Raw genomic sequence first — 25,238 nt, 5'->3', positions numbered from 1 at the left:
TCCGCAGTCTGGGAGCGTCGTGCGCGTCGGTCGCGGGCCAGGGCGGGGTGTCCGGGAGGCCCGTGGAACGCGGACCGCCCGCCTCGCGTACGCGAGACGGGCGGGTTCCTGTACGGGGGTACAGCCGGACTCAGCGCTTCTCGCCCGGCAGCTGGTGGATCGCCTCGGTCGCGAGCTCGGCGGCGACGTTGTCGCCGGACTCGGTCGCGGTGCGCAGGCGACGGAAGTCCGCGGTCATGCGGTCCCAGTCGACCAGCTCGTCGAGGTTCGGCAGGCGCAGGCGGAAGGCCAGACCGTCCATGGTGTCGCGGCACACGCGCTGCAGGTTCTCGTTGCCGCACTCGGCGACGTAGAGCGCGAACACGTCGAGCGCATCGTGGTTGACCGCGGGGACGTCGTGCGACTTGAACTCGGCGATCGTCTTGTCGATCTGCGCGAGGATCTTCTTCCGAGCGCCGGCACCGAGGCGGGGGACCGCCAGTCGGACGACTCCGCCGAACAGCACCCCGAGGGTCTGCATCGCCTCGATCACCTCGGTGGGCTGGGGTGTCGTGACGCGCGTGTACCGGTTCGGCGCCATCTCGATCAGGCCGGCGCGGGAGAGCTGGCTCAGCGCCTCGCGGATCGGCGTGCGGGAGACGCCGAGCCAGGCGATGAGCTCGTCGTCGTTGAGCCGCTCGCCGGGGACGAGCGTGCCGTCCATGATCGCGTCGTGGATCTTGTGCCGGACGGTGTCGCGGAGCAGCTGGTGCTCGGTCGGGGCGCTGCGGGGGACCGGCATGCGTTCTCCTTCGATCGGGGCGCGGTCAGTGCACGCGCACCGATCAACGTACCTGATATGAGACCGGCGTTCCGCTCGGCTCAGCGCGTGTCACCGGGCGGTCGAGGTCGTCCTGGGCAGCATCGTCCGTGGCGTGGTCGCTCACCGCACGACCCCGCCCCAGGCGTACCGCACCGTGGTGCCGTCGACGACGAGCAGCGAGTCGGGTGCCCGGTCGAACAGTCCCGGCATGCCGACGGCGTCGGGCAGGTCCCCCTCGAGCCGGTCGAGGTGCGCGGCCCGCACGGTCAGCGGCGGGTGCTGTCGCTGCCAGAACAGCGTCTGGGCCAGGTACCGGGCGTGGATGCCGGCGCGGGTGGTGAGTTCGGCGGCCAGTGGCGTGTCGACGACGTCACCGGCGGTGACCCGGATCGAGGCCGCGTGCCGGGGTCGGGCCGTGCCCGAGGGGCGTTCCTGCCGCAGCGACCGCGCCCAGCGCACCGGGTGCAGTGCACGTGCGGGGTGCCGGACCGACCGGTGCGCGACGACCTCGCCGCGGCGGCGCGACCGGGCGTGCGCGAAGGTGTACGGCACGCCGAGCAGCGCGTGTGCGGCCACGATCGCCGGCACGTTCGCGGTGTCCACGGTGCGGTACGCGACCCCGCGCCGGCCCTGGTCGTCCACGGTCAGGACCTCGATGGTGACCTCGGTCATACGCCCGAGGCGGCCGGCGGAGGGGAACGGTGGCACCCGCGTCTCGTGGAAGACGTAGGCCGTCAGTCCCACCCAGGCGCTGCCGTCGACCACGTCGGGGCGCGTCCCCCGTGGGACGAGTCGCGCCAGCGGCCCCGGGTCGTGCCGCCAGTGCGCGAAGACGACGTCGTCCCACGCGTGCTGGGTCACCGGCCGGTGCAGCAGCGGTGCGGCCGCACGGGTCCAGGACGGCTGGGTCACCGCTTCGGTGCGTGCCGACCGACGCGCACGGCCCACAGGACGAGCGGGGCCTGCAGCGGGAGTCGGAGTACGGAGACCAACCGCATCGCCCGGGTCGACCGCGGGCTGTCGAGCAGGTCGTTCGCCATCTTCACGTTCGCGGGGAAGACCGCGGCGAACAGTGCAGCTGCGGCCCACCCCGAGGCCCGGCGAGTGGCCGGGAACGCGAGCCCGGCGGCGATGCCGAGTTCGGCCACGCCGGACGCGACGGTCGTCAGTCGCGGTGGCAGTGTGTCCGGCACGATCCGGTCGTAGTGGCGCGGCTGCAGGAAGTGGGTGACGCCGGCCCCGCCGAGCAGCACCGCGAGCAGTGTGGCAGTCCGGGTGGCTCGTTTGATCCGCTCACGTCGTCGCATGCCCCCATCGTGCTCGCCCGTCCTCGGAATCAGGTCAGTGCGGTCGCGACGAGGTCGAGGATCGCCGCCGCCACCTCGGCCTTCGTGCCCCAGGTCTCGCGGACCACCTCGCCGCCCGGCACCAGGACCTCGATCGCGTTCTCCTCGCGCTCGAACCCGGCCGACCAGCCGACGTGGTTCACGACGAGCAGGTCGGCGGGCTTGCGGGCGATCTTCGCGCGCCCGAGTGCGATGCGGGCGTCGCGGTCGGGTTCGGTCTCGGCGGCGAACCCGACGATGACCTGCCCGGTGCGCCGCGCCGCCACCAGGTCGGCGAGCACGTCGGGGTTCCGCACCAGCTCGAGCGTCATCCGCTCGCCCTGGGCGTCCTTCTTGAGCTTCTCGGCGAGGACCTCGGCCGGCCGGTAGTCGGCGACGGCAGCGGTCATCACGACGACGTCGGCATCGACCGCCGCGGCGTGCACGGCCTCGGCGAGCTCGAGCGCTGACCCCACCGGCACGACGGTCGCGTCGATGCCCGCGGTCAGCCCAGCCTCGACGTTCGCGGTGACGACGGTGACGACGGCGCCGCGCGCCGCTGCGTCGGCGGCGATCGCCAGGCCCTGCCGACCGCTCGACCGGTTGCCGACGAAGCGCACCGGGTCGAACGGCTCGCGGGTGCCGCCCGCGCTGACGACCACGCGGACACCGGACAGGTCGCCCTGCTCGCCACGGGCCCCGGCGCCGGCGCCGGACTGCGTCCCCCCGTCGGTGCCGGCGCGACGCCCCGCGCCTGCACCGGCCGGGTCGTCCAGCACGGCGAGCGCGGCGGCGACGATGTCCTCGGGTTCCGCCATCCGGCCGATGCCGGCGTCGTCGCCCGTCAGCGCGCCGACCACCGGTCCGACCAGGTGCACACCCCGCTCGCGCAGGACGGCGACGTTGGCCCGGGTCGCGGGGTGCTCCCACATCTGCGGGTGCATCGCCGGAGCGACGACGACCGGGGCGTCGGTGGCGAGCAGCGTCGTGCCGAGCAGGTCGCTCGCCAGGCCGTTCGCCATCCGTGCCAGGGAGTCCGCGGTCGCCGGGGCCACCACGACCAGGTCCGCGCGACGGCCGAGGGCGACGTGGCGGACCTCGGAGACGTCGTCCCAGACGCTCGTGGTGACGGGGTTGCGGCTGAGCGCCTCGAGCGTCGGCAGCCCGACGAAGCGCAGCGCCCCCTCGGTCGGGACGACGTGCACCTCGTGCCCGCGCTTGACGAGGTCGCGGACCACGCCGACGGCCTTGTAGGCGGCGATGCCCCCGGTGATCCCCACGATGACGGTCAGGGTGCGCTCTGCTGCTGCGTTCACGCCGCTCACGCTACCGGGGGCACGTGCGAGGATCGACGGCATGTGCACCGTCGTCGTCCGCGTCGACCCCGGGTCCGCGTGGCCCGTCACCGTGCTCGCCCTGCGGGACGAGTCACCCGAGCGTCCGTGGGACCCGCCCGCTGCGTGGTGGCCCGATCGCGACCCCGGGGTCCGCGGTGTGCGCGACCGTGCTGCCGGCGGTGCGTGGCTCGCCGCCTCGGACCGCGCCGGACTGGCGGTCGTGCTCAACCGCGGCGAACCGGTGCCGAGCGTCGACGGCACGTGGACGACCCGCGGCGTGGTGCCGGTCGACGCCGTCGCCGACGACGTCTTGCCCGGACACGACGGCACCCTGCCGACCACCCGCGCGTTCAACCTGGTGCGGGCGACCGCCGACGGCGCCGCGGTCCTGACCTGGGACGGCACACGGGTCCGCACGACCGAGCTCGGCCCCGGCGTGCACATGGTGACGCACGGCGAACCGGACGACCCGGCGGCGCCGCGCATCGGCCGGTGGCTCGAGGCCTTCCGCGCCGCGGACGCCCCGGTCGGGCCACCGGTGCTCGGACCCTTCGACGAACTCCGGACGGTGGACGCGGGCGACGACGCCGGAGACGGGTGGGGCGGCTGGTTCGGTGTCCTGGCCGAGTCCGCTGCGCTGCCGAGCGACCACCCCGACGCGATTCTCCGCGACGCGCACGAGGCCGAGGGGCACATGACGACGCTGTCGATCGTCGCCGCGGCGATCGGTCCGGACCGCACGGTCCTGCAGCACGCCCGCCTGACCGAACCCGGACGGCTGGACGGGTCGGTGGAGCTGCACCGCGCCTGACGCGGGCGTCCCGGGATGACGCCGGCGTGCAGCGTGCGACGCCGGCGTACTCGTTCGACGCCGCCCTGTGCGCGAGACGCCTCCAGATTCGGCGGCGTTTCGTGGAGCTGGGGGCGTCTTGGCGAGACGCCGGCGTCTTCGCGAGCCGGAGGCGAGGTCGCCGTCCTCGTCCTCGACCAGAGGGGGGCGGCCGCGTCGGACCGCAGCGCCCTCGCACCGTGCGAGCCGCGCCCCGCGCTCAGAGGGGCGGACGTGTCCCGGTGAGGTCCTCGGCGACGGCCCAGAGCGAGCGGGCGAGGTCGGCGCTCCGTGCCGACCCGGGGATCGAGACGGCGGTCGTCGGTCCGGTCAGGCCGAAGGGGCCAGCCGGGCCGTAGTAGGCGCCGCCGACCGCGTTCGGGCCGACCGCGGCGTAGAGCAGCGGCTCGGTGCCCTGCTCGACCGCCTGGGTGAAGGGGAGCGCGCGGTTGCTGGGCCGCACCGGCTTGGCGCGTCCGAGCGAGCGCCCGGCCGACTGCAGGTTCGTGCGGGTGTAGCCGGGGTGCGCCGCGGTGCTGACGAGGGGGACGTCCGCCTCGACGGTCAGTCGGTGCAGGTGCAGCGCGAGGAGCAGGTCGGCGAGCTTGGACTGGCCGTAGGCACGCCAGCCGTTGTACCCGCGTTCCCACTGCAGGTCGCCGAAGCGGATCCGGCCGGGGATCGCGGCGAGGCTCGACATCGTCGTGACCCGCGGTGCCTCGGCGCGCAGCAGCGACGGCAGCAGCAGGTTGGTCAGCGCGAACGGGCCGAGGAAGTTCGTGCCGAACTGCAGCTCGAACCCGTCGACCGTCTCGAAGCGCTTCGGCGGCGCCATGACCCCGGCGTTGTTCACCAGGACGTCGATCGGGCGGTCCTCGCCGACGATGCCGTCGGCGAAGCGGCGCACGCTCGCCAGGTCCGCGAGGTCGAGTTCGCGCACCTCGACGTCGGCGTTCGGGTGGGCTGCGCGGATCTCGGCCGCGGCGGCATCGCCCTTCGCGGTCGTGCGCACGGCGAGCACGACGCTCGCGCCGGCGGCCGCGAGACGGGTCGCGGCCTCCTTCCCGGTGCCACTGTTGGAGCCGGTGACGACGATCCTGCGTTCGGTCTGGTCAGGGAGCTTCGGCATGCGGGCGACCGTACACGCGGGCGCTGGCCGTGCCGGACCGCCGGCCTGGCCCTGCCGGCCCGATCGTGGTAGTTTGATGCAAACGCATGGAAGTGCGACCAGGAGGAACCATGAGCAACGCATTCGGCACCGATCGCCCCTCGGACGTCCCGCCGCCCGCACCCGAGCGGATCGGACCCGTGGAGCTCGGCATCGACACCTTCGGCGACGTCACCGAACTCCCCGACGGCAGTCTCAAGTCCGACGCGCAGAGCATCCGCGACGTCGTCGCCCAGGCCGTCCTTGCCGACCAGGTCGGCATCGACTTCATCGGCGTCGGTGAGCACCACCGCGCCGACTTCGTGGTGAGCGCACCCGAGGTCGTCCTCGCCGCGATCGCCGCCTCGACCTCCCGCATCCGGATGGGCTCCGCCGTCACGGTGCTGTCGTCCGACGACCCCGTGCGTGTCTACGAGCGCTTCGCCACCGTCGACGCGGTCTCGGACGGCCGCGCCGAGGTCATCCTCGGGCGCGGCTCCTTCACCGAGTCGTTCCCGCTGTTCGGCCACGAGCTGTCCGACTACGAGGTCCTGTTCGAGGAGAAGCTGCAGCTCTGGGCGGCCCTGCGCGGCGGCGACGCCGTCACCTGGTCCGGCAGGAAGCGCGCGAGCCTGGTCGACCAGGACGTCTTCCCGAAGCTCGAGCACGGTGCCATCCCCACCTGGATCGGCGTCGGCGGTTCCCCGCAGTCGGTCATCCGTGCGGCGTCGTACGGCCTGCCGCTCTTCCTCGCCATCATCGGCGGGCAGCCGGCGCAGTTCGCCCCGTTCTCGCGGCTGTACCGTCAGGCGCTCGCCCAGCTCGACCTGCCGCAGCAGCCCATCGCGATGCACTCGCCGGGCTTCGTCGCGGCCACCGACGAGGAAGCCGCCGAGCGCTACTGGCCGTACCACAAGGCCGTCACCGACCAGCTCGGCCGGGAGCGCGGCTGGCCGCCCCTCGACGTCGCCGGGTACCACGCGGGCCTGTCCGCCGGTGGTTCGCTGTACGTCGGGTCGCCGGAGACCGTGGCGCGGAAGATCGCCCGGAACATGCGGATCCTCGGCGCCTCGCGGTTCGACATGCGGTACGCGACCGGTCGCCTGCCGCACGAGGACATGCTGCGGTCCATCGAGCTCTACGGCACCCGGGTCGCGCCGCGCGTGCGCGAGCTGCTCGCCGAGCCCGTCCCCGTCCCGTAGGCGATCACCCCGGCGGGCCCACCCGCGAAAACGACAGATCGCCGCGCAACGTTCGCGGCGATCTGTCGCCATCGCGAACCCGCCGGCCGGGAGGCGCGGGTCGGCTCCGTCGGTCCGCCTCACGGGCACGCCGGGTACGGTCCACGGCATGCCGTCACGTCCCAGCACCCCTCCCGTCGAGCGCCGGTTCCGCGGCCGGATCATGGGCGTCGGCACCACGTCGGGCGTCCGGATCGTCGTCGGGATGTGGGACCGCTCGCCGTTCGGGGCGTTCACCGACGTGTTCCTCGAGCTACCCGACGGCACCAGTGTGCTGCTCGCGCCGGACGAGATCGTCGCCGCCTACGTCTCCGGCACCTACCGGTTCGACACGGTGTCCGTGGTCGACGTCCGGGCCCGACGGACGGCACGTGGCCTGGAGCTCGACGCCGGCGCGCTGCAGGTCTCGGTCGACGTCGGCACGATCTCCCCGCTCGGTCGGGTGCTGCGCGTGGTCCCGAAGCCGATCGCCCGCGACCCGCGCTGGCTCGCCGCGATCGACCCGATCGCCCGGCTCGTCGCTCCCGGATCCGGCACCGCCGGCTCGGCGGGGAACGGCCGCCGCGAGTACTACGGCGTGACCGGGGCGCACGACGTCACCGGCGTGCGCGGGACCTGGGCGGGGGAGCCCCTCGGTACCCTGGCGCCGCTCGACCCGCCCGTGGCGTTCGGCTTCGCGTCGATGCCGCGTGTGCCGCAGGTCGTCGACGTCGAGACCACGATCCGCGAGCCCGCCTGACGCGTTCCGTACTGGCGCACCTTCCGACGATCCACCACCGGATCGACTCGTGGAGTGTCGCTCGTTGCGCATGCATCCGGTGCGTGTGCACGTTCCGACGATGCACGCGGTGATCGTCTGGTGGAGTGCCGCTGTGTGCGGACGCATGGAGTGCGCCGGACCGGGTGCGGGCACTGCGGACCGGCCACCTGCGTGGCCGGACGTGTCCGGGGGAGTCGGCACGGTCCTCCCGGTCGGGGTGGTGCTGCCGTGTGCCGGACGCGCCCAGCGTCGAGGGGCACACTGGCGGGAACGGTACGGCCCCGCCGGACCCGCGGTCGAACGTCGGGACGGGTGGGGCGCACGACGCAAAGGAGCATCATGACCGACACGCAGACCGACCAGCGCGCCGCCATCTCGGACATCGTCCACGGCGCCCACACGGCCCTGTTGACGACGGTGAGCGAGGATGGCCAGCTGCACGCCCGGCCCCTCGCAGTGCAGGACAAGGCGTTCAACGGGACCCTCCGCTTCCTGGTGCAGGACGGCAGCGAGAAGGTCGACGACATCGCCAGGAACCCGCACGTCAACGTCTCCATCGAGTCGCAGGGCGGCTACCTGTCAATCGCCGGCACCGCCACGGTGACGCAGGACAGCGCCGTGATCGACGAGCTGTGGTCGCCGTTCGCCGAGGCCTGGTTCCCGGACGGTCGCGACGACCCCTCGATCCGACTCCTCACCGTGTCGGGCGACTCGGTCGAGTACTGGACGCAGGACACCGGCCCGGTCGGCAGCCTGGTGCAGACGCTCAAGGCCGCACTCGGCAAGCAGAGCCAGCCGGACACCGGGGACCACGGGACCGTCGAGCTGTAGGGGCGGGGCGGGGCGGGCTCGGCTCGATCCGACTCCGAACGACGGGACCGATGTCGTACGACGTCGATTCCGTCGTTCCACGTCGGAGCTGCCGTCGTGCCGATGCCGATGCCGATGCCGGAGCCGCCGACGTCGCCGTCGTCGCTACGGGGGCCCGAGCAGCCAGAGCACCGCGACGAGCACCGGCTGCCCGGCCAGCGCCGCGGTGACGAAGGTCCACCGCATCCACGGCTTCGCGACGAGCTCCGGCGAGCCGAACAACGGCGCCAGGGGCATGAGCAGCCGCGGGGTCGAGGCCATCGGCAGCGACACCGCGAAGATGTAGAGCGTGTAGGCGGCCGAGTACAGCACGGTCGTCGACCCGAGCCGGTTCGTCGACCGGCGGAGCAGCCAGATCGGGAACCCGACGAGCAGGAACACCACGATCAGGATCCCGCCGACGCCGAGCCAGCGCCCGGCGATGAGGAACCACGGCGACAGCGGCACGAAGTCCACGCGGCCGATGAAGTTCACCCACCACGACATCTCGGTCTCGAGGTAGGCGTTCGGCGTGCCGGTGACGTGCGACGCGATGACCGGCCACGCGAGGCCCGCCGCCACCATCACGGCACCGGCGGCCACGACCTGCACCTGCTCGCGGAGCGGGAAGGTGTCGAGCACCCGCCCGGTCTCGCGGCGAGCCCGGACCCACCGCACCAGGGCGATGACCCCGAGCACGAGCGGGACCGCCAACGCACCCGGACGGGTGAAGGCGGCAGCGACCCCGAGCACGGTGAGCAGCCCGTACCGGCGACGCTCCAGGGCGAGCAGCGCGCCGAACGTGAGCGCGAGGAACATGCTCTCCGCGTAGCCGACCTGCAACAGGAACGACAGCGGCCCGCACGTGAAGAAGAACACTGCCCACATTGCCGCGGCGTTGCCCGCACGGTCACGGACCAGGCGGTGCAGCAAGTACGTCGCCAGAAGACCGGCCAGCACGGAGATGAGCGGGGCACCGACGGTGAACGGCAGCCCGGTCGAGGCGGTGAGCATCCGGATCGTGAACGGGAACGCCGGCAGGAAGGCCCAGGCGTTCTGCGCCACGTTGCCGACGGCGTCGAGCGGCAGCACGTCGGGGTACCCGTGCAGCGAGATCTGCTCGTAGTACTGGCCGTCCCAGGCGGTGAGGAACGCCGTGAAGCCGTGCCCGTTGCCCCAGATGGCGTTGTCCGGCATCGCCCGTCCGATGAGCGGGTACGCGAGTGCCAGCCACAGCGTCGACACGATCCGGCCGCCGGTCCAGACGAGCAGCACGGCCGCCCACGCCGGCAGGGAGGTCACGGTGTCGAGTGCGCGACGCCGTCCGGTCGAGGCGGTCCCGGTGACCGCGCCGTCGAGCCGGCTCATGCGCGTGCTCGGCGCGAGCCCGTGCGCGCTCGGCGGCGTTCGGGCAGGGAGGACGGCACCCGGCCAGGGTAGTCGCCCTCCACCTGGGTGGTCGGTGCGGCACCCCGGACGGGAGGCCCGACTCGCGTTCTGCAATGCGGAATGCGCTGGTCGGGTGGTCGGCCCCACCGCGTGGCGTCCGCCTAGCCTGGAGTCTCCGCCGACGACCGACGAACCACAGGAGCAACCGTGCCGAACCCCACCGCGCCGAAGACCGCCATCGTGACCGACGACGCCCCGAAGCCCGCCGGGCCCTACAGCCAGGGCATCGTCGCCAACGGCTTCATCTACACCGCCGGGTTCGGCCCGCAGGACCCCGCCACGGGTGCGATCGCCGACGACGTGGCCGGTCAGACCGCGCAGGTGCTGGCCAACGTCGCAGCGGTGCTGGCCGAGCACGGCGCCACCCTCGACGACGTCGTGAAGTCCACGGTGCACCTCGAGCACTCCGACCGCGACTTCCCGGCCTTCAACGAGGAGTACGCGAAGCACTTCTCGCAGCCGTACCCGGTCCGCACCACCGTGCAGTCGCACCTGGCGAACATCCTGGTCGAGATCGACGTCGTGGCGGTGCTGCCGAGCGCTTCGTGACGTCGGGACAGGCTGTGTGAAGCCTCACCGAGGGGCGTCGCCGTGCTGCGTCGCTGACCGTGCTGCGTCACCGGCCCGGCTGCTCCACCGGCCGTGCTGGGTCACCGCCCCCCCCCGGTGCCCGCTGCTCCCTGCTCCCTGCTCCCTGCTCCCTGCTCGTGGTCGATCCGGCCCGGGTGGCGACGCAGCCCGGCCCCGGGGGTCGCGTGCGTCAGGGCGCCCTCGGCCAGCACGGGGACACCGGCGACGAGGACGTCGTCGATGCCCTCGGCCAGGCGCATCGGTTCGTCGTAGGACGACCGCGCCGCGACCCGATCGGGATCCACGACCACGACGTCGGCGACCGCCCCGACGGTGACCGCGCCACGTCGACCGAGGCCGAGTCGCTCGACCGCAGTGGTGGACAGGTGCCGCGAGGCCTCGAGCCACGTCAGCAGCCCCGTGCGGGCGAAGTCCTGCAGGTAGCGCGCGAACGTGCCGTACGCCCGCGGGTGCGGGTGTGTGCCCACGAAGATGCCGTCGGAACCTGCCGTGTGCCCGGGCAGCCGGAAGAGCGGCGCCAGGTCGTCGGCAGTCCGCGGACGGGGCACGCGCATCACGGCGGTGACCTGCAGTCCCGAGTCGACCAGGAGGTGGAGGGCCAGGTCCACCGGATCCGTCCCGGTCGCCTCGGCGGCGTCGGAGAGGGTGCGGCCCTGCAGCGCGTGGAACTCGGCGGCGGGCACGTGCGACAGCGTGATCTGCTCTGCCCAGCCGGTGCCGAGGTCGGCGCGGGACAGCACGCGGTCGAGCACGGCCGCCCGGACCGCGGCACGACCGTCGTCGTCGGCGATCGCGTGGGCGAGGTCCTCGGTACCGGGACGGGCGAGGGCCGCGGGCAGCAGCAGCATCGACAGGATCGTGCAGCCACGCGAGTACGGGTAGGCGTCGAACGACATCGGGGCGCCATCGGCCTCGAGCTCGGCCAGTGCGGTCACCGCGAGGTCGACGGGCGCGTGCAGGTGGGAGACGTGTGCGCGGACGCCCGACGCGCGGACGATGTCGGCGATCTCGTCGAGGCCGGCGCGGGCGTTCCCCTCGTAACCACCGCGCATGTGCGACACGTAGAGGCCGTCGACAGCAGCGACCTCGGTGCAGAGCGCAGCGAGTTCGTCGGTGCCGGCGAACAGGCCGGGGACGTAGTCGAGCCCCGTCGCCAGGCCGACCGCACCGTCCACGAGGCCGTCGCGCACGAGCTCCCGCATCGCGGCCAGCTGTGCGCTGTCCGCCGGCTCCGGGTCGTCGCCCATGACCTGGTGCCGGACCGTGCCGGCGGGCACGAGCGTCGCGACGTTGATCGGGGTCGTTCCGTCGTAGGTCGTCAGCAGGCCGTGGACCCCGCCACCGCGGTACGTCGGATGCGGGCCGTCGATGGCGGCGAAGTACGTGTCGGCGTACGAACCGTCACCCGGCGCTGGTCCGACGCCGTCCTGTCCGGTCACGATCGTGGTCACGCCCTGGCGCAGGAGCGCGAGCTGCACGCCCTCGTCGAACACGAGCGACCCGGCGTGCGAGTGTGCGTCCACGAAGCCCGGCAGTACCAGGCGTCCGTCGCAGTCGATCACGTGCGCGTCGGCAGGGGCGGCCAGGTCGGCACCGACGGCACGGATGACGGCGTCGGTGACGAAGACGTCGGCGCGCACCGGGGCCCCGTCCGCACCGAGGACCGACCCGCCGCGCAGCAGGACGACGCCGCCGGCGGACTGCTCGCCGGTGGGCTGCTCGGAGCCCGTCACGTGCTCGGGATCGCCGGTGGTCATCGGTCGAGCGCCGCGACGAGGCGGCCGGCCCGCTCTCGCAGGGCGTCGAGGTCGCCCGAGGTCAGCGCGTCGCCGACGAGCGGGGACCCGAGTCCGACGGCGACCGCACCGGCGGCCAGGTAGTCCGGGGCGTCGTCGACCCCGATGCCACCGGTCGGGATGACGTCGACGAAGTCGAGCGGTGCCAGGACCTGCTTCAGGAACGCGGGGCCGCCGAGCTGCGCCGCCGGGAACACCTTCACCGCGCGGGCACCGAGCCGCCACGCGCGGACGATGTCGGTCGGGGTCGCTGCGCCGGGGTACCAGCCGAGGCCACGCTCGTGCGCGCGCTCGCCGAGTTCGGCGTCGAGGTGGGGACTGACGGCGAACGAGGCACCGGCCGCAGCGGCCTCGTCGAGCTGGCGGACGTCGAGCACCGTGCCGACGCCGATGGACGCCGCGGAACCGTACCGCTCGACCGCCCACGCGATGCCCTCGCGCCAACGCGGGGTGTTCGTGGTGATCTCGATCGCCGTCACTCCGGACTCGACCAGGGTGGCGATGACGTCCTCGACGTGGTCGCCGGTGCCGCCGCGGAGGATCGCGATCGCCGGACCGGCCTGGTGACGGTGCCGTGCGGCGGCGTGCTGCTCGGTGCTCGTGGTGTCGTTCGTCATGGTGCTCTTCCTCGAGTGGTGGTGTTCGGCGGACACGGTGTCGGCGGACGCGGTGTCAGCGGTCGACGTGGTCGTGCACGGTGTGATCGGTGTCCGACGGATCCGGTGCGTGGTGCAACGCGGCCGGGTCCGGACGGCGCCAGTCGCTCTCGACGGTGCAGGCGAGGGCGCCGGCGTCGGCGGCCCGGTCGAGCGCCTCGGCGGCGTCCGCTCCGCCCAGGCTCGCCGCGAGCCAGCCCGCGACGAACGCGTCACCGGCACCGACCGGGTCGACGACGCGCACCGGCGTTGCGGGCCGCCGCACGAACACGCCGTCGATCGACGCCACGGCGCCGCGGGAGCCGAGCTTCACGACCGCGCGGCCCCGTGCCAGCGCGGCGAGGTCGTGCGCGAGCGCTTCCTCGTCGTCGTCCTGGTCGTCGCGGCCGAGCACGAGCCGGGCTTCGTCGTCGCCGGCGAACACCACGGCGGACCGTGCTGCGACGGCCCGGTACCGGTCTCGTGCAGCGTCGGCGCCGATGAGCTTCGGCCGGTGGTTGACGTCGAACGACACCGGCACACCGGCGGCGGCCGCCCGGTCGAGCGCTGCGGTCACGGTGTCGTGTGCGGATTCGGAGAGTGCCAGGGTGATCCCGGTGACGTGCACGAGCGCAGCGGTCTCGACGATGCTGCTGGGCAGGTCCGTCGCGGCCAACGCCGAGCCGGCCGAACCACGGCGGTGGTACGTCACCCGGGTACGGCCGTCGAGCAGCCGCTCCTTCATCATGATGCCGGTGGAGCGCTCGGCGTCGGGGACCGCGAGCACGTCGACGCCCTCGCCACCGATGTCGGCGGCCACCCGGTCGCCGGCGGGGTCCGTGCCGACCCGACCGATCCACGTGGCCGGAACCCCGGCGCGGACCAGGCCGATCGCGACGTTGCTCTCGGCTCCGCCGGTGTCCACCCGCATGTGCTCGAGGTCCGGCACCGCGCCGACGTCGCGCCCGGTCAGGAGCAGCATCGTCTCGCCGAACGTCAGCACCGAGCCGGTCACCGCGCACCCCGCGCGAGGGCGAGCTGCGCCGACGAGGACCCCAGCGCGACGGAGATCTCGTGGGCGGTCCGCACGACCCCGTCGCCGAGTTCGCGGACCGCCGCTGCGGGGAACCGCGAGGCCAGCCCGGAGATGCTCATCGCGCCGACCACCTGGTTCGCGTGGTCGAACACCGGGGCGGCGACGCACCGGATGTCGGGCTCGTTCTCGCGGTCGTCGATGCCGTACCCCCGTCCGTGCGTGCGGTCGACCTCGTGCCGCCAGCGGTCGTCGTCGGTGATGGTGTGCTCCGTCATGACCTGGGCCGGTTCGGCGAGCACCCGGTCGAGCAGCTCCGGTTCACCGAACGCGACGATCGCCTTGCCGGACGCCGTGTTCCGCATCGGCAGGCGGTTCCCGATCCGGGAGCCCATGCGGACGGTGCCGCGGGTCTCGACCTTGTCGACGTAGACGATGTCGGTGCCGTCCGGCACGACGAGGTGGCACGTCAGCCCGGTCTGCTCCGCCGTCCGACGCAGGAACGGCGCGGCGGCGGAGCGCAGGTCGATCCCCTCGAGGTAGCTCTGCCCGAGCAGCAGGGCGCCGAGGCCGAGCGTGAACCCGGCGTCCGGGGTGCGGCGCAGCAGGTCGTTCTCGAGCATCGGGGCCGTCAGGCGGAGCACCGTCGACTTCGACGTGCCGAGCTCGGCGGCCAGCACGGACAGGCTGACGGACACCGCGCCGCTGCGGGTCCGGTCGGCGATGCAGTCGAGCAGGCGGAGCCCGCGACGCAGGGACAGTGCGGCGTTCCGGGCAGGACCGTCGCCGTCCGTCGGCACCGGGGCCGCAGTGGTCGCGCGCATCAGAACCACGTCGCGATCGTCCGGAGCACGGTGTCGTCGTCGGCGAGGACGTGCACCTGCCGCCACTTGTCGAACACCGTGCAGGGGTGCGAGATGCCGAAGAGGACGACGTCACCGGGCGTCAGCTCGGGGGCACCGTCCGCCAGCGCGAGGTAGCAGTGCTGGTCGTCGAGGCGGGTGACGGTGACCGCCCCGGGCGGCGGGACGATCTGTGGGTCGCCCGCCGGGCCTCCTGGCAGGGTCTGCCGCACCGACCTCACCACCGGCAGCCCTTCGTCGAAGGAGATGTCGCGCTTGCCCACGGCGACGAACGCGAGCCCGGGCTCCGGACAGGACGTCACGCGTCCCCAGACCTCGATCGCGGCGACGAGCGAGCCCTCGGCCGGGTGCCGGCCGAACGGCGTGCGCTCGGCGTAGAAGCCGTCGTCGTGGGTCAGGTACGCACCCGACCGCAGCAGCACGTCGAGGTCGTCGGTGCGGTGCGCCACCGCGTCCACGACGGCGTCGAACCAGGCGCTGCCGCCCATGCTGAGGAGTCCGCGACCGTCGACGAGCCCGCGGACGTCCTCGGCGACGTCGAGCACGCCGGCGACGTACTCGCGGGCAGCGTCGACGCCGGGCAGCCCGCCCTCGTACCCGGAGACACCGCGGAGCACGAGCCCGGCGTCGTGGGCGAGCAGCGCGAGGGCACGCGCGTCGTCGGGGGAGCGGACCCCGGTGCGCCCGCCCGGGAACCCGAGCTCGACCAGGACGTGCAGCTCGCCGGCGACGGTGCCCTGTGCGGCGACGGCGGCGGTGACGCCTGCGGCGGAGTCGACGTAGCAGAGGACGTCGGCGTCCGGGTCGACCGTGCCTCGGGACGCGAGCCAGGCGAGGCCGGCGGGGTCGAGGACCTCGTTCGCGACCAGGATCCGGTGGACGCCGTGCTCCCACGCGACCATCGCCTGCTGGACGGACGCGACCGTGACGCCCCACGCTCCGGCGTCGATCTGCCGCGCGGCGAGGTCGGGCGCCATGTGCGTCTTCATGTGCGGCGCGAACAGCAGCCCGTGGCGGTCGACGTAGGCCTGCATGACGGCGGTGTTGTTCGCCAGGGCGGACTCGCGCAGGGTCATCACGGGCAGGTGGGCGTGGTCGAGGACGTGGTGCGGAGTGCCCGTTGCCGGGTCCCAGGCGCCCTTCGTGGTCACGGTCCGGGTCGTCGTGTCGGCGTCGGTCATCGGTGAGCCTCCTGTCGTCGCGCAGCCTCCACGCTCGCGCTCGGCGGACCCGCAGGGCAACGCGCTGGTGCGCATCATTCTGCAATGCACAACACGATCGCGGAACCTCCTGACACGATCCCCCCACGACCCGGCACCGGGCATAGCCTTTGACGCGACATGGCGACGACGATGACGACACCCAGACGGCGGACGGGCAGCACGGCGGTCGCCGTGCTCGTGGCGGGGACCTTCTTCATGGAGCTCCTCGACGGCACGATCCTGGCGACGGCGGCGCCCGCGATGGGACGCGACCTCGGCGTCGACTCGGCCGCCGTCGGCGTCGCGATCACCGCGTACCTGGTCACCCTGGCGGTCTTCATCCCCGTGTCCGGCTGGCTCACCGACCGGATCGGGTCCCGCACCGTCTTCGCGGGCGCGATCGCGCTCTTCACGATCGCGTCGGCACTCTGCGCGATGTCGACCGGCCTCGTCGACCTGACGCTCTGGCGCATCCTGCAGGGGCTCGGCGGTGCGCTCATGGTGCCCGTCGGCCGCCTCGTGGTGCTCCGGAGCGCCGGCCGCGAGCAGCTCGTCACGGCGATCGCGATCCTCACCTGGCCCGCCCTGGCCGCGCCGATCATCGCCCCGTTCATCGGCGGCGTGCTCGTCGACACCCTGACGTGGCACTGGATCTTCCTGATCAACATCCCGCTCGGCGTCATCGCGTTCGTCGCCGCGCTCGTGCTCGTCCCGCAGGAGCGCGCCGCGCAGCGTGTGCCGTTCGACTGGTTCGGGTCGCTGCTCGCGTGCTTCGGCCTCGGGTCGCTCGTCGTGATGGCGTCGCTGCTCGCGCTCGACGTCATCCCGGTCCTGGCCGTCGTGGTGTCCGGTGTCGTCGGTGCCGTCTGCTGCTGGTTCGCGATCCGGCACTTCCGCCGGGCGCCGCACCCGATCATGGGGCTCGAGGCGTTCCGGCTCGAGACGTTCCGGGTGTCGCACGCCGGCGGCAGCCTGTTCCGCCTGGCGGTCTCCGCGGTGCCGTTCGTGCTCCCGCTGCTGTTCCAGGACGCCTGGGGCTGGAGCGCCGTGCTCGCCGGGTCCGCCGTGCTGTGGGTCTTCGTCGGCAACCTCGGCATCAAGCCGATGACGACGCCGTTCCTGCGCTGGTTCGGCTACCGCCCGGTGATCATCGTGTCGAGTGCGGTCGCGGCGCTGACCGTCGTCGCGATGGCGTTCATGACCGAGGCCACCCCGTTCTGGCTGCTCGCGGTCCTGCTCGTCGTCAGCGGCGCCGCCCGCTCCGTCGGCTTCACGGCGTACAACACCATCGCCTTCGCCGACGTCGAGCAGGCGGACATGACCCCGGCCAACACGCTCTCGTCGACGTTGCAGCAGACCGCCGCCGGGTTCGGCGTCGCCGTCGCCGCGGTCGTCATCCGCGCAGCCGGCGGGCTCGGTGGCGACGGCCCGTACACCGTCGCGTTCTGGGTGATCGCGGCGCTGCTCGCCGTCGCGTGCGTCGAGGGCATCCTGATGAGCCGCACAGCGGGGGACACCGTCCGCCCCGCCCGCCGGGTCCGCGCCTGACCCGGGCGGTTCCGCGCAGCCCACGACTGTCCGTTTCCGTCACGGTCACACGCGCGAAACCCGACAGGCGTTACAGTCTCAGCATCCGTTTGCGAACGCCGAGTACGGTTGCCGCGGCAGGGTGACCCGGACCACCCGGACAGGAAGGCAGCATGGCCGCGCCAGAACAGCAGAGCACGATCGCCACCGACGCAGGCGTGCCGCCCACTGCCCTCCGGGTCGTCAGCTACAACCTCCGCGAGCACACCGCGAACGGTGAACTCGCCGCCCTGGCCGAGGCCTCGGACGCCGACGTCCTCTGCGTGCAGGAGTGCGACAGCAACGACCTGGCCCCGTCGATCGGTGGGCTGTCGCTCGCCGCGTCGACCCGCACGAACCGCCTCGGACTCGCCATCTACAAGCGCGACGACCGCTTCGAGGTGCAGGACTTCAGCATCCACTCGCTGCAGAAGTCCCTGCACGACCGGGTCCTCGCACCCGCACACGAACGGCTCATCGCGATGCACCTGCGCGACACCGAGGCAGACGCCGAGGTCGTCGTCGCCTCGTTCCACGCCTCACCGCTGACCGCGACGAACTCGCTGCGTCGCAAGCAGATCGAGGCGGCCCACCAGTTCCTCCGCGAGCTCGCGAAGGACGTCCCCGCGGTCATGGTCGGCGACTTCAACTACCCCTGGTTCCAGACGAACCTGCGCCGCAAGATCGAGCAGGGCGGGTTCGCACTGTCGCTGTCCGACCAGCCGACGTACCTGCGCTACCGCAAGTTCACGGGCCACTTCGACTTCGCCACGAGCGTCGGGCTGCACATCGCCGGCGTCGAGACCCTGCCGGCGGGCATCTCCGACCACCGTCCGATCCTGGTGCGCGCACACTACGAGCACCCCGGAGCGACCGGCACGATCGAGACCGTGGAGTCCCCGGCCGCCTGACCCGCGCGCCCGCCCGCGCCCGCCCCCGCCCGCCGACGCCCCGCCCCGCTACTCCCGAGGTTCCGAAATCTCGGCATATCGGCGCTCGCAGCGGGCCTTCGTGGAACCTCGGCGGATCGCATGCGGCGAGTCGTGGAACCTCGGCGACCGGACCGAGCAAGGACGGCTCCGAGCGGCGCCCGGGGCACGTCCTGTCCCGCCCGGCCCGCCCGGGGCACGTCCCGTCCCGCCCCTTCCGCCCGTCCCGCCCGCCCGGGCCGCTGCCCCGACACTCCGAGATTTCGGAACCTCGGCGGCCCAAACGGGCGTTCGTGGAACCTCGGCGTATCGCGTGCGGCAAGTCGTGGAACCTCGGCGGACGTGAGCGGCGCGTCGTGGAAACCCGAGACCGCTCGGCGGACGACCCGGGGTGTGCCCGCAACCCGGCAACGCGCTGGAGGCCCGGCGCCGGTTCCAGGAACCGGCACCGGGCCTCCAGGCAGTCACGACCACGGCACGTGGCGAGGTCGCAGCACACGCCGCGCGCGGCGCGCCCGCGTCAGCGACGCAAGGTCGCGCGCGCCAGCCGGTTGCCGACGAACTGGCCGAGCTGCACAATGACGACGATCGCCGCCACCGAGACGTAGACGATCCACCAGTCGTACCGCTGCGATCCGTAGGTGATCGCGTACTCGCCGAGTCCACCGCCGCCGATCAACGCACCCTGCGCCGTCATGTCGACGATGCCGATGTAGATGAACGTGTAGCCGAGGATGAGCGGCCCGAGGCCCTCGGGGATCAGGACGGTCAGCAGGATCGAGATCGGGTGCGCACCCGATGCTCGAGCCGCCTCGACGACGCCGGGGTCGACCGCGAGCAGGTTCTGCTCGACGATGCGCGACACGGCGAAGGCCGCGGCCAGCGAGATCGCGAAGGTCACCGCGGGCACGCCGATCGTGGTCTGCACCACGACGCGCGACAGCGGGGCGATCGCGGCGAGGAAGATCACGAACGGGATCGGCCGGACCAGGTTCACGACGACGTTGATGATCGTGTACGCGGTGCGGTTGCCGAGCAGGTTGCCCGGACGGGTCGCGTAGAGCAGCAGCCCGAGGGCGAGCCCGATGACGCCGGCGATGACGAGTGACACGAGCGACATCACGATGGTGTCGCGCATGGCGGCGAGGAAGACGTCGAACGTGTCGATCACGCTCTGGAACGAGTTGTTCACGCTGCTGCCTCCTCGTCGGTCGTGACCCCGTCGGCGCGCAGGGCGGCGACGGCGCGGTCGATGGCGTCCGGTGTACCAGCACCAGCACCAGCACCAGCACCGGCACCGGCACCGGCACCCGCACCGGCACCGGCACCAGCACCAGCACCAGCGTCGGCAACCCCGCCGGCCGTCAGCTCGTACGTGAGCGAACCGATCCGGCGCTCGCGGATCTCGCCGACCCCGCCGTAGACGAGCTCGGCGGTGACCCCGGCGGACCGGAACACCGCGTCGATCCGGTTCTGCAGCCCGGCCTCGTCGGTGATCTGCACGGTCACCAGACGACCGGGGTGGCGTTCGCGCAGGCGAGCGAGCGTGTCGACCGAGGGGCGGTCGTGCAGCGCGGTGCGGACGAACCGCTGCGCAGCGCCCGTCTTCGGCGTGGAGAACACGTCGTAGACGTCCCCGACCTCGACGACGCGACCCTGCTCCATCACGGCGACGCGGTCGGCGATCTGCCGGACGGCGTCCATCTCGTGTGTGATGACGATGATCGTGACGCCGAGTTCCTTGTTCACCCGGCGGAGCAGCCCGAGCACCTCGGACGTGGTCTCCGGGTCGAGGGCGCTGGTGGCCTCGTCGGCGAGCAGCAGGTCGGGCGACGCCGCGAGGGCCCGCGCGATGCCGACGCGCTGCTTCTGACCGCCGGACAGCTGCTCCGGGTAGGCGTGGGCGCGCTCGAGGAGCCCGACGAAGTCGAGCAGCTCGGCCACGCGACGGTCGCGCTCGTCCTTCGGCACGCCGGCGACCTTGAGCGGGTACGCGACGTTGCCGGCGATGGTGCGGGACCGGAACAGGTTGAACTGCTGGAAGATCATCCCGATGTTGCGACGCGCCAGACGGCGATCCCGCTCGGGGATCGCCGTCAGTTCCTTGCCCGCCACGGTGACCGTCCCGGAGCTGGGCAGCTCGAGGGCGTTCACCAGGCGGACCAGGGTGGACTTGCCGGCGCCGGAGTACCCGATGACGCCGAGGACCTCTCCCTGGTGCACGTCCAGGGAGACGTCCTCGACGGCCACCACGGTCTCGCCGGTGTCGGCGCGGCGGTAGTGCTTCGAGACGCCGCGGAGTTCGACGAGGACCGGCACTACTCCGCTGCCGCCTTCGCGTCGGACTCGACCGTGGTGAGCTCCTTCTGCAGCGAGGCGGCGCTCTCGTCGCTCGGGACGGCGTCCGGGTAGTCCTTCGCGAAGACCTTCTGCACGGCCTCGTCCTGGAACAGCTTCGCCAGGTCGAGGTACGTCTTGTTGGTCTTGTCGGCGTCGCGGACGGCGAAGACGTTCACGTACGGGGCGGCGGAGGCGCTCTTCGGGTCGTCCTGGAAGATCGCGTCCTTGGTGTCGAGCCCGGCCGAGGTGGCGTAGTTCACGTTGACGATCGCGCCCTCGACGGAACCCTGCTGCAGGGCGTTCGCGGTCTGCGAGGCGTCGAGCGTCTGCACGTCGACCTTGTGCGAGGTGATGTCGGCCGTGGTCGAGAAGGCGTTGCCGCCGTCCTTGAGCTCGAGCAGGTCAGCGGCCTGCAGGACCAGGAGCGCACGGGCCTCGTTGATGGCGTCGTTCGGGATCGCGACCTTCGCGCCGTCCTCGAAGTCCGCGACGTCGGAGACCTTCGTCGAGTACAGCGGCAGCGGGTAGACGGCCGTCGCGCCGATCGGCTGCAGGTCGTCGTCCGAGGTGACGTTGTAGTTCGCCAGGTACTGGATGTGCTGGAACTGGTTGATGTCGATCTGCTTGTCCTTGAGCGCAGGGTTCGGCAGCGAGTAGTCCGAGAAGTTCTGGAGCTTCACGGTGACGTTGAGCTGCTCCTTGGCGGCCTTCACGTAGGTGTTCCAGTAGGGCAGCGACTTGTCCGAGACGCCGATGGTGACGGTCTTCGGCGCGGCGTCACCGGCGGCAGCGCCACCGCTGTCGCCACCGGAGCGCACGACTCCGACGATGACGGCGACGACGATCGCCACGACGACGATGACGGCGGCGATGATCCAGCCGATCGGGCGCTTGCCCTTCGGCTTCTCGGGCAGTGCGGGGGCTGCGGACATGCTGGTGCTCCTCGTGGGCCGTGCTGTGCGGGGGAGCCGCGGTGGTCCGCGGCGTGGAGTCGAGTGTGACGGGCGTGCGTCCCCGGTGCGAGTCCCGTTCCGCCGTGTTACATCGCCGTCACGGGGTGCATTGGTTCACTCGGTACGTGCGCAGCATCGAACTCGTCCTCGACGGCCCCTCGGACCGAGCGGTCCGGGCACTCTGGCAGACCCTCGTCGCCGCGGAGCTGCCGAGCCTCGGCCACTCGGGGACGAACGACCCGCACGTCACCCTCGTGGCCGGCGAGGCCGTTGCCGTCCCGACGGACCTCGACGTCGCCGTACCCGAGGCCCTGCGCGTCGCCGGTCTCCTGCTCTTCCCGGCCGGGCCCGGTCGGCACGTGCTCGGCCTCGGTGTGGTCGTCGACCAGCCACTGGCCCGCTTCCACCACGCGGTCGACGCCGCCGCTCCGGGCTCGGTCGACTCGTCGCTGCCCGGTCGGTGGGCGCCGCACGTCACCCTCGCTCGGCGGATCCGCGACGTCGACCTGCCGGCGGCGCTCCGGGTCCTCGCTGCGGACGCGCCCCTGCCCGAGGTGCTCACCGTGGGCGGTCTCCGGCACTGGGACGGGGATGTGAAGGTGGTCACCCGCCTGCGCTGACGCGCGCTGCGGACCGGCCCCGGGCCTCCCGGACGGCAAAGGGACTGCGGAACCTGGTTCCGGGGCGTCGGGTGCGCGGGTGCGCGGGTGTGCAGGGGCGCGGGGGCGTCGGACTGGAGGCGCGGGTCAGGCCCGCAGCACCCGCTCGCCGAACGCGGATGCGAACGTCCGGTCCGGGTCGGCTCGTGCGATCAGCTCACGGACGTCCGCCACCCGCGGGTACAGCTCCGCGATCGCGTCGCCGTCGAGCGAGCTCATCTTGCCCCAGTGCGGTCGCCCGTCGAACGGTGCGAGCCGCGCCTCGAGGTCGGGCAGCAGCGCAGCGACCGCCTCCGGGTGCTTCTGCCAGGTGAACGCGATGCAGAGCACGTCCTCGCCCTGGGTCGGGCTCAACCAGAGGTCGTCGGCCGCCATCGTCCGGAGCTCGCACACGTGCAGGTGCGGCTGGATGCGGTCGGCCAGCCCGCGCAGGGCGTCGAGCGCCGCCGCCGCGTGCCGGAGCGGGACGAAGTGCTCGCTCTGCACCTCGGACCCGTGGCTCGGCACGGACTCGATGGGGAAGTGCGGCAGCCGGTCCCACCACGGTCCCACCGAGCCGTCGCGCGCCGTGTGGTGGCCGTCGCCGGGGGAGCCGGGCAGCCGGGGTGCGCCGAACAGGTCGCCCGGCACGGCGACGTCGTCGGCGCCGTCGGGCACCCGGGACTTCACGAGCGCCTCGCTGATCTCGTCGCCGAAGACCGTGTAAGCGCACACCGAGTACCCGGCTGCGTGGACTGCGGCGACGTGGTCGGTGAACGTGCTCCACGGGAACGGCCCGTACGAGTCCTGCCGCATCCGGTACGTGGGTTCGAGGTCGAGTGTGACCCGGGTCACGATGCCGAACAGCCCGAGGTGCAGGACGGTCCCGGGGAACGCCGGGTCGGTGCGGTCGACGGTCCGGAGCGAACCGTCGGGACCGAGCAGTTCGAGGGACCGGACCGCGGTGGTCAACGAGCCGAGGGTGGTGCCGGAGCCGTGGGTGCCGGTGGCGACCGCGCCGCCGACGGAGATGTGCGGGAGCGATCCCATGTTGTGCAGCGCGAACCCGGCGCGGTCGAGGTCGGGAGCGACCACTCCGTAGCGGGTGCCGGCTCCGAGGGCCGCCGTCCGCCGCTCGGGGTCGACGACCAGGTCGGTGGGGATCGCGGTCAGGTCGAGCAGGACGCCCGGAGCGTCGGCGGAGTCGTTGAACGAGTGCCGGGTGCCGAGCCCGTGCACCCGGGGGGAGCGTGCGACGACCTCGGCTGCTTCGTCGATCGAGCCCGGTCGGAGCACCTGCTCGGCCGTGTAGGTGACCGTGCCGGACCAGTTCAGTTCGCTCGCCGTCGACCGCATGCCGCCCACGATGCCACGTGGACCCGTGGGCGGCACCGCGGTCAGTGCGCGGGCGGGGGCGTCGGCGCGCCTTCGGGCACCGCCGGACGGGTGACGAAGACCGATGCCAGGATGCCGAACAGCGAGATCACCGCGCCGACCATGAACGCGGTCTTCACACCAGAGGCGGTCGCAGCGGCCACGGCATCCGCACCCGCGCCGGTCGCTGCCGTGGCGGCGCCGATCGTGAGCAGGGTGACGAACAGAGCGGTGCCGGCGGCTCCGGCGAGCTGCTGCGCCGTGCCGAGGACCGCGCTGCCGTGGGAGTAGAGCTTCGGGGGCAGGCCACCGAGCGCCGCCGTGAACAGCGGGGTGAAGGTGAGCGCCAGGCCGATGCTCAGCACGACGTGCGCCCCGAGGACGAACCACACGCTGGTGTCCACGCCGACCGTGGAGAGCGCCCAGAGCACCGCGCTGACGATGATCGAGCCGGGGATGAGCAGTACGCGCGGTCCGCGACGGTCGTAGATGCGTCCGACGATGGGGGAGAGGAGCCCCATGAGCAGCCCGCCGGGGAGCAGCAGCAGTCCGACGTTCAGGACCTCGAGCCCGAGGACGCGCTCCAGGTAGATCGGCAGCAGGATGAGCGTGCCGAACATCGCCATGAAGCTCAGCGCCATCGCGACGATCGGGACGGTGAAGCCGCGGGTCTGGAAGGTGCGCAGGTCGAGCAGGGCGCTGTCGGTGCGCTGCAGTCGGGTCTGTCGGACGATGAAGACCGCCAGGGCGACGGCACCGACGACGAGCGCGGTGACCGGGACGAACAGGCCGGTGGTGCCGGCCTCGCCGATGCTGGACAGGCCGTAGACGATCCCACCGAACGCGAACGCGGACAGGATCACCGAGAACACGTCGAGCGGTGCCCGGCGGGGCGTCGAGACGTTGCGGACCTTCACCATGCCGAGGATGAGCGCGGCGATCGCGATCGGCAGGACGAAGCCGAACAGCCAACGCCACGAGAACGCGTTGAGGATGAGCCCGGAGATCGTCGGGCCGATGGCCGGCGCGACCGAGATGACGATCGAGATGTTCCCCATGATGCGGCCACGGTGGGCCGGGTCGACGAGGGTGAGCACCGTCGTCATCAGGAGCGGCATCATGATCGCGGTGCCGCTGGCCTGGACGATGCGGCCGACGAGCAGCAGCGTGAAGCCGGGTGCGAGCAGGGCGATCAGGGTGCCGGCCGAGAACAGGCCCATCGCCCAGACGAAGACGGGGCGGGTGTTGAACCGCTGCAGCAGGAACCCGGTGATCGGGATCACGACCGCCATGGTGAGCAGGAAGCCCGTGGTCAGCCACTGCCCGGTCGCCGCACTGATGTCGAGGTCGTCCATCAGCCGCGGCAGCGCCACGCCCATGATCGTCTCGTTGAGGATGACGACGAACGCGGACACGAGCAGCAGCCCGATCACGAGTCGGGTCTCGGCAGCGGTCGGTTGCGAGACGCTTCCCGTGCGGGGGGCGGAATCGACGGCCTGGGTCATGCGGGAGCTCCTGGTGGATCACGACTGGTGGAACGAGGTGGCGCAGAACGCGCAGACAGGGCAACCGCCTGAGT

24 protein-coding genes are annotated in these 25,238 nt (G+C 72.5%); 8 read left to right on the top strand and 16 right to left on the bottom strand.

Annotated features, from left to right (window positions below; translation table 11 throughout):
• Positions 1-130 precede the first annotated feature (130 nt).
• The 4 genes from EDF40_RS05945 to EDF40_RS05930 all read right to left on the bottom strand — a co-directional run bounded on the left by EDF40_RS05945 (position 131) and on the right by EDF40_RS05930 (position 3,419).
• Positions 131-781 (bottom strand): GntR family transcriptional regulator, encoded by a 651-nt coding sequence (locus tag EDF40_RS05945; protein WP_123338784.1) that lies wholly within the window; start codon positions 779-781, stop codon positions 131-133.
• A gap of 141 nt (positions 782-922) precedes the next feature.
• Positions 923-1,714 carry a DUF2071 domain-containing protein gene (locus tag EDF40_RS05940; RefSeq protein ID WP_185002815.1) on the bottom strand — a complete coding sequence of 264 codons (792 nt, stop codon included), beginning with the start codon at positions 1,712-1,714 and terminating at the stop codon, positions 923-925.
• Positions 1,711-2,109, bottom strand: coding sequence for a hypothetical protein (locus EDF40_RS05935; RefSeq protein ID WP_123338786.1), 399 nt, complete (start codon positions 2,107-2,109; stop codon positions 1,711-1,713). Before EDF40_RS05935 ends, EDF40_RS05940 begins: the two co-directional genes overlap by 4 nt.
• Before the next feature lie 29 nt (positions 2,110-2,138).
• Complete coding sequence (locus tag EDF40_RS05930) at positions 2,139-3,419, bottom strand: phosphopantothenate--cysteine ligase family flavoprotein (protein WP_123339045.1); 1,281 nt, start codon at positions 3,417-3,419, stop codon at positions 2,139-2,141.
• 64 nt (positions 3,420-3,483) lie between these two features.
• Between EDF40_RS05930 and EDF40_RS05925 the strand changes: the two genes are divergently transcribed.
• Entirely contained in the window at positions 3,484-4,275 is a 792-nt protein-coding gene (locus EDF40_RS05925) for an NRDE family protein (protein ID WP_185002813.1), read from the top strand.
• Positions 4,276-4,513: 238 nt separating this feature from the next.
• On the opposite strand, the gene EDF40_RS05920 is transcribed toward EDF40_RS05925, so the two are convergent.
• Entirely contained in the window at positions 4,514-5,422 is a 909-nt protein-coding gene (locus tag EDF40_RS05920) for an SDR family oxidoreductase (protein ID WP_123338788.1), read from the bottom strand.
• Positions 5,423-5,532: 110 nt separating this feature from the next.
• On the opposite strand from EDF40_RS05920, the gene EDF40_RS05915 reads away from it, so the two are divergent.
• The 3 genes from EDF40_RS05915 to EDF40_RS05905 all read left to right on the top strand — a co-directional run bounded on the left by EDF40_RS05915 (position 5,533) and on the right by EDF40_RS05905 (position 8,272).
• Positions 5,533-6,642 (top strand): LLM class flavin-dependent oxidoreductase, encoded by a 1,110-nt coding sequence (locus tag EDF40_RS05915; RefSeq protein ID WP_260212523.1) that lies wholly within the window; start codon positions 5,533-5,535, stop codon positions 6,640-6,642.
• Between the two features lie 148 nt (positions 6,643-6,790).
• Positions 6,791-7,420 (top strand): hypothetical protein, encoded by a 630-nt coding sequence (locus tag EDF40_RS05910; protein WP_123292027.1) that lies wholly within the window; start codon positions 6,791-6,793, stop codon positions 7,418-7,420.
• Between the two features lie 360 nt (positions 7,421-7,780).
• Entirely contained in the window at positions 7,781-8,272 is a 492-nt protein-coding gene (locus EDF40_RS05905) for a pyridoxamine 5'-phosphate oxidase family protein (RefSeq protein ID WP_123292028.1), read from the top strand.
• A 144-nt stretch (positions 8,273-8,416) separates the two neighbouring features.
• On the opposite strand, the gene EDF40_RS05900 is transcribed toward EDF40_RS05905, so the two are convergent.
• On the bottom strand, positions 8,417-9,658 hold the full coding sequence (locus EDF40_RS05900) for a hypothetical protein (protein WP_123338789.1): 1,242 nt from the start codon (positions 9,656-9,658) through the stop codon (positions 8,417-8,419).
• Between the two features lie 228 nt (positions 9,659-9,886).
• Here EDF40_RS05900 and EDF40_RS05895 point away from each other — a divergent pair, with 228 nt between their 5' ends.
• A complete protein-coding gene (locus EDF40_RS05895) occupies positions 9,887-10,288 on the top strand; it encodes a RidA family protein (RefSeq protein ID WP_123313916.1) in 402 nt (133 codons plus the stop codon).
• A 101-nt stretch (positions 10,289-10,389) separates the two neighbouring features.
• Here the strand turns inward: EDF40_RS05895 and EDF40_RS05890 are convergent, their stop codons facing one another.
• Genes EDF40_RS05890 through EDF40_RS05870 form a run of 5 tightly spaced genes read right to left on the bottom strand, consistent with a single transcriptional unit; the run spans position 10,390 to position 15,838 of the window.
• The gene (locus tag EDF40_RS05890; protein ID WP_123338790.1) at positions 10,390-12,087 is read right to left on the bottom strand and encodes an amidohydrolase family protein; all 1,698 of its coding nucleotides are present in this window, start codon (positions 12,085-12,087) and stop codon (positions 10,390-10,392) included.
• Positions 12,084-12,743 (bottom strand): bifunctional 4-hydroxy-2-oxoglutarate aldolase/2-dehydro-3-deoxy-phosphogluconate aldolase, encoded by a 660-nt coding sequence (locus EDF40_RS05885; RefSeq protein ID WP_123338791.1) that lies wholly within the window; start codon positions 12,741-12,743, stop codon positions 12,084-12,086. Before EDF40_RS05885 ends, EDF40_RS05890 begins: the two co-directional genes overlap by 4 nt.
• A gap of 55 nt (positions 12,744-12,798) precedes the next feature.
• Positions 12,799-13,776, bottom strand: a complete 978-nt coding sequence (locus tag EDF40_RS05880; RefSeq protein WP_123338792.1) for a sugar kinase — start codon at positions 13,774-13,776, stop codon at positions 12,799-12,801.
• The gene (locus tag EDF40_RS05875) at positions 13,773-14,618 is read right to left on the bottom strand and encodes an IclR family transcriptional regulator (RefSeq protein WP_123338793.1); all 846 of its coding nucleotides are present in this window, start codon (positions 14,616-14,618) and stop codon (positions 13,773-13,775) included. Before EDF40_RS05875 ends, EDF40_RS05880 begins: the two co-directional genes overlap by 4 nt.
• Positions 14,618-15,838 (bottom strand): alanine racemase, encoded by a 1,221-nt coding sequence (locus EDF40_RS05870; protein ID WP_185002811.1) that lies wholly within the window; start codon positions 15,836-15,838, stop codon positions 14,618-14,620. The genes EDF40_RS05875 and EDF40_RS05870 overlap by 1 nt, the downstream gene beginning before the upstream one ends.
• 171 nt (positions 15,839-16,009) lie before the next feature.
• On the opposite strand from EDF40_RS05870, the gene EDF40_RS05865 reads away from it, so the two are divergent.
• Entirely contained in the window at positions 16,010-17,407 is a 1,398-nt protein-coding gene (locus EDF40_RS05865) for an MFS transporter (RefSeq protein ID WP_123339047.1), read from the top strand.
• A gap of 152 nt (positions 17,408-17,559) precedes the next feature.
• Complete coding sequence (locus EDF40_RS05860) at positions 17,560-18,336, top strand: endonuclease/exonuclease/phosphatase family protein (RefSeq protein ID WP_111084345.1); 777 nt, start codon at positions 17,560-17,562, stop codon at positions 18,334-18,336.
• Between the two features lie 538 nt (positions 18,337-18,874).
• On the opposite strand, the gene EDF40_RS05855 is transcribed toward EDF40_RS05860, so the two are convergent.
• From EDF40_RS05855 to EDF40_RS05845, 3 genes are read right to left on the bottom strand one after another with little or no spacing between them, the layout of a single operon-like run.
• Positions 18,875-19,492, bottom strand: a complete 618-nt coding sequence (locus tag EDF40_RS05855) for a methionine ABC transporter permease (protein WP_111084480.1) — start codon at positions 19,490-19,492, stop codon at positions 18,875-18,877.
• A gap of 50 nt (positions 19,493-19,542) precedes the next feature.
• Entirely contained in the window at positions 19,543-20,673 is a 1,131-nt protein-coding gene (locus EDF40_RS05850; protein ID WP_123338795.1) for a methionine ABC transporter ATP-binding protein, read from the bottom strand.
• Positions 20,673-21,626, bottom strand: a complete 954-nt coding sequence (locus tag EDF40_RS05845; protein ID WP_123338796.1) for a MetQ/NlpA family ABC transporter substrate-binding protein — start codon at positions 21,624-21,626, stop codon at positions 20,673-20,675. The genes EDF40_RS05850 and EDF40_RS05845 overlap by 1 nt, the downstream gene beginning before the upstream one ends.
• 146 nt (positions 21,627-21,772) lie before the next feature.
• On the opposite strand from EDF40_RS05845, the gene EDF40_RS05840 reads away from it, so the two are divergent.
• Positions 21,773-22,267 (top strand): 2'-5' RNA ligase family protein, encoded by a 495-nt coding sequence (locus EDF40_RS05840; protein WP_123338797.1) that lies wholly within the window; start codon positions 21,773-21,775, stop codon positions 22,265-22,267.
• Between the two features lie 126 nt (positions 22,268-22,393).
• Here EDF40_RS05840 and EDF40_RS05835 read toward each other — a convergent pair whose 3' ends face one another.
• Both EDF40_RS05835 and EDF40_RS05830 read right to left on the bottom strand, forming a co-directional pair.
• A complete protein-coding gene (locus tag EDF40_RS05835) occupies positions 22,394-23,641 on the bottom strand; it encodes an FAD-binding protein (RefSeq protein WP_123338798.1) in 1,248 nt (415 codons plus the stop codon).
• 41 nt (positions 23,642-23,682) lie between these two features.
• On the bottom strand, positions 23,683-25,164 hold the full coding sequence (locus EDF40_RS05830) for an MDR family MFS transporter (protein WP_123338799.1): 1,482 nt from the start codon (positions 25,162-25,164) through the stop codon (positions 23,683-23,685).
• Between the last annotated feature and the right edge of the window lie 74 nt (positions 25,165-25,238).

Origin of the sequence: Curtobacterium sp. PhB170, assembly GCF_003752345.1 — a bacterium.
Lineage (GTDB): Bacteria > Actinomycetota > Actinomycetes > Actinomycetales > Microbacteriaceae > Curtobacterium.
The sequence above is the reverse complement of the archived record's forward strand: the minus strand, read 5'-3'. Positions and strand labels throughout refer to the sequence as shown.

What these genes read in the sequence shown, in the direction of transcription:
- EDF40_RS05915 (WP_260212523.1), top strand. Translation starts at nt 5,533, where the DNA reads ATGAGCAACGCATTCGGCACCGATCGCCCCTCGGACGTCCCGCCGCCC.
- EDF40_RS05885 (WP_123338791.1), bottom strand. Translation starts at nt 12,743, where the DNA reads ATGACGAACGACACCACGAGCACCGAGCAGCACGCCGCCGCACGGCAC.
- EDF40_RS05920 (WP_123338788.1), bottom strand. Translation starts at nt 5,422, where the DNA reads ATGCCGAAGCTCCCTGACCAGACCGAACGCAGGATCGTCGTCACCGGC.
- EDF40_RS05875 (WP_123338793.1), bottom strand. Translation starts at nt 14,618, where the DNA reads ATGCGCGCGACCACTGCGGCCCCGGTGCCGACGGACGGCGACGGTCCT.
- EDF40_RS05860 (WP_111084345.1), top strand. Translation starts at nt 17,560, where the DNA reads ATGGCCGCGCCAGAACAGCAGAGCACGATCGCCACCGACGCAGGCGTG.
- EDF40_RS05865 (WP_123339047.1), top strand. Translation starts at nt 16,010, where the DNA reads ATGACGACACCCAGACGGCGGACGGGCAGCACGGCGGTCGCCGTGCTC.
- EDF40_RS05905 (WP_123292028.1), top strand. Translation starts at nt 7,781, where the DNA reads ATGACCGACACGCAGACCGACCAGCGCGCCGCCATCTCGGACATCGTC.
- EDF40_RS05945 (WP_123338784.1), bottom strand. Translation starts at nt 781, where the DNA reads ATGCCGGTCCCCCGCAGCGCCCCGACCGAGCACCAGCTGCTCCGCGAC.
- EDF40_RS05870 (WP_185002811.1), bottom strand. Translation starts at nt 15,838, where the DNA reads ATGACCGACGCCGACACGACGACCCGGACCGTGACCACGAAGGGCGCC.
- EDF40_RS05835 (WP_123338798.1), bottom strand. Translation starts at nt 23,641, where the DNA reads ATGCGGTCGACGGCGAGCGAACTGAACTGGTCCGGCACGGTCACCTAC.
- EDF40_RS05855 (WP_111084480.1), bottom strand. Translation starts at nt 19,492, where the DNA reads ATGCGCGACACCATCGTGATGTCGCTCGTGTCACTCGTCATCGCCGGC.
- EDF40_RS05925 (WP_185002813.1), top strand. Translation starts at nt 3,484, where the DNA reads ATGTGCACCGTCGTCGTCCGCGTCGACCCCGGGTCCGCGTGGCCCGTC.
- EDF40_RS05830 (WP_123338799.1), bottom strand. Translation starts at nt 25,164, where the DNA reads ATGACCCAGGCCGTCGATTCCGCCCCCCGCACGGGAAGCGTCTCGCAA.
- EDF40_RS05900 (WP_123338789.1), bottom strand. Translation starts at nt 9,658, where the DNA reads ATGAGCCGGCTCGACGGCGCGGTCACCGGGACCGCCTCGACCGGACGG.
- EDF40_RS05910 (WP_123292027.1), top strand. Translation starts at nt 6,791, where the DNA reads ATGCCGTCACGTCCCAGCACCCCTCCCGTCGAGCGCCGGTTCCGCGGC.
- EDF40_RS05935 (WP_123338786.1), bottom strand. Translation starts at nt 2,109, where the DNA reads ATGCGACGACGTGAGCGGATCAAACGAGCCACCCGGACTGCCACACTG.
- EDF40_RS05845 (WP_123338796.1), bottom strand. Translation starts at nt 21,626, where the DNA reads ATGTCCGCAGCCCCCGCACTGCCCGAGAAGCCGAAGGGCAAGCGCCCG.
- EDF40_RS05890 (WP_123338790.1), bottom strand. Translation starts at nt 12,087, where the DNA reads ATGACCACCGGCGATCCCGAGCACGTGACGGGCTCCGAGCAGCCCACC.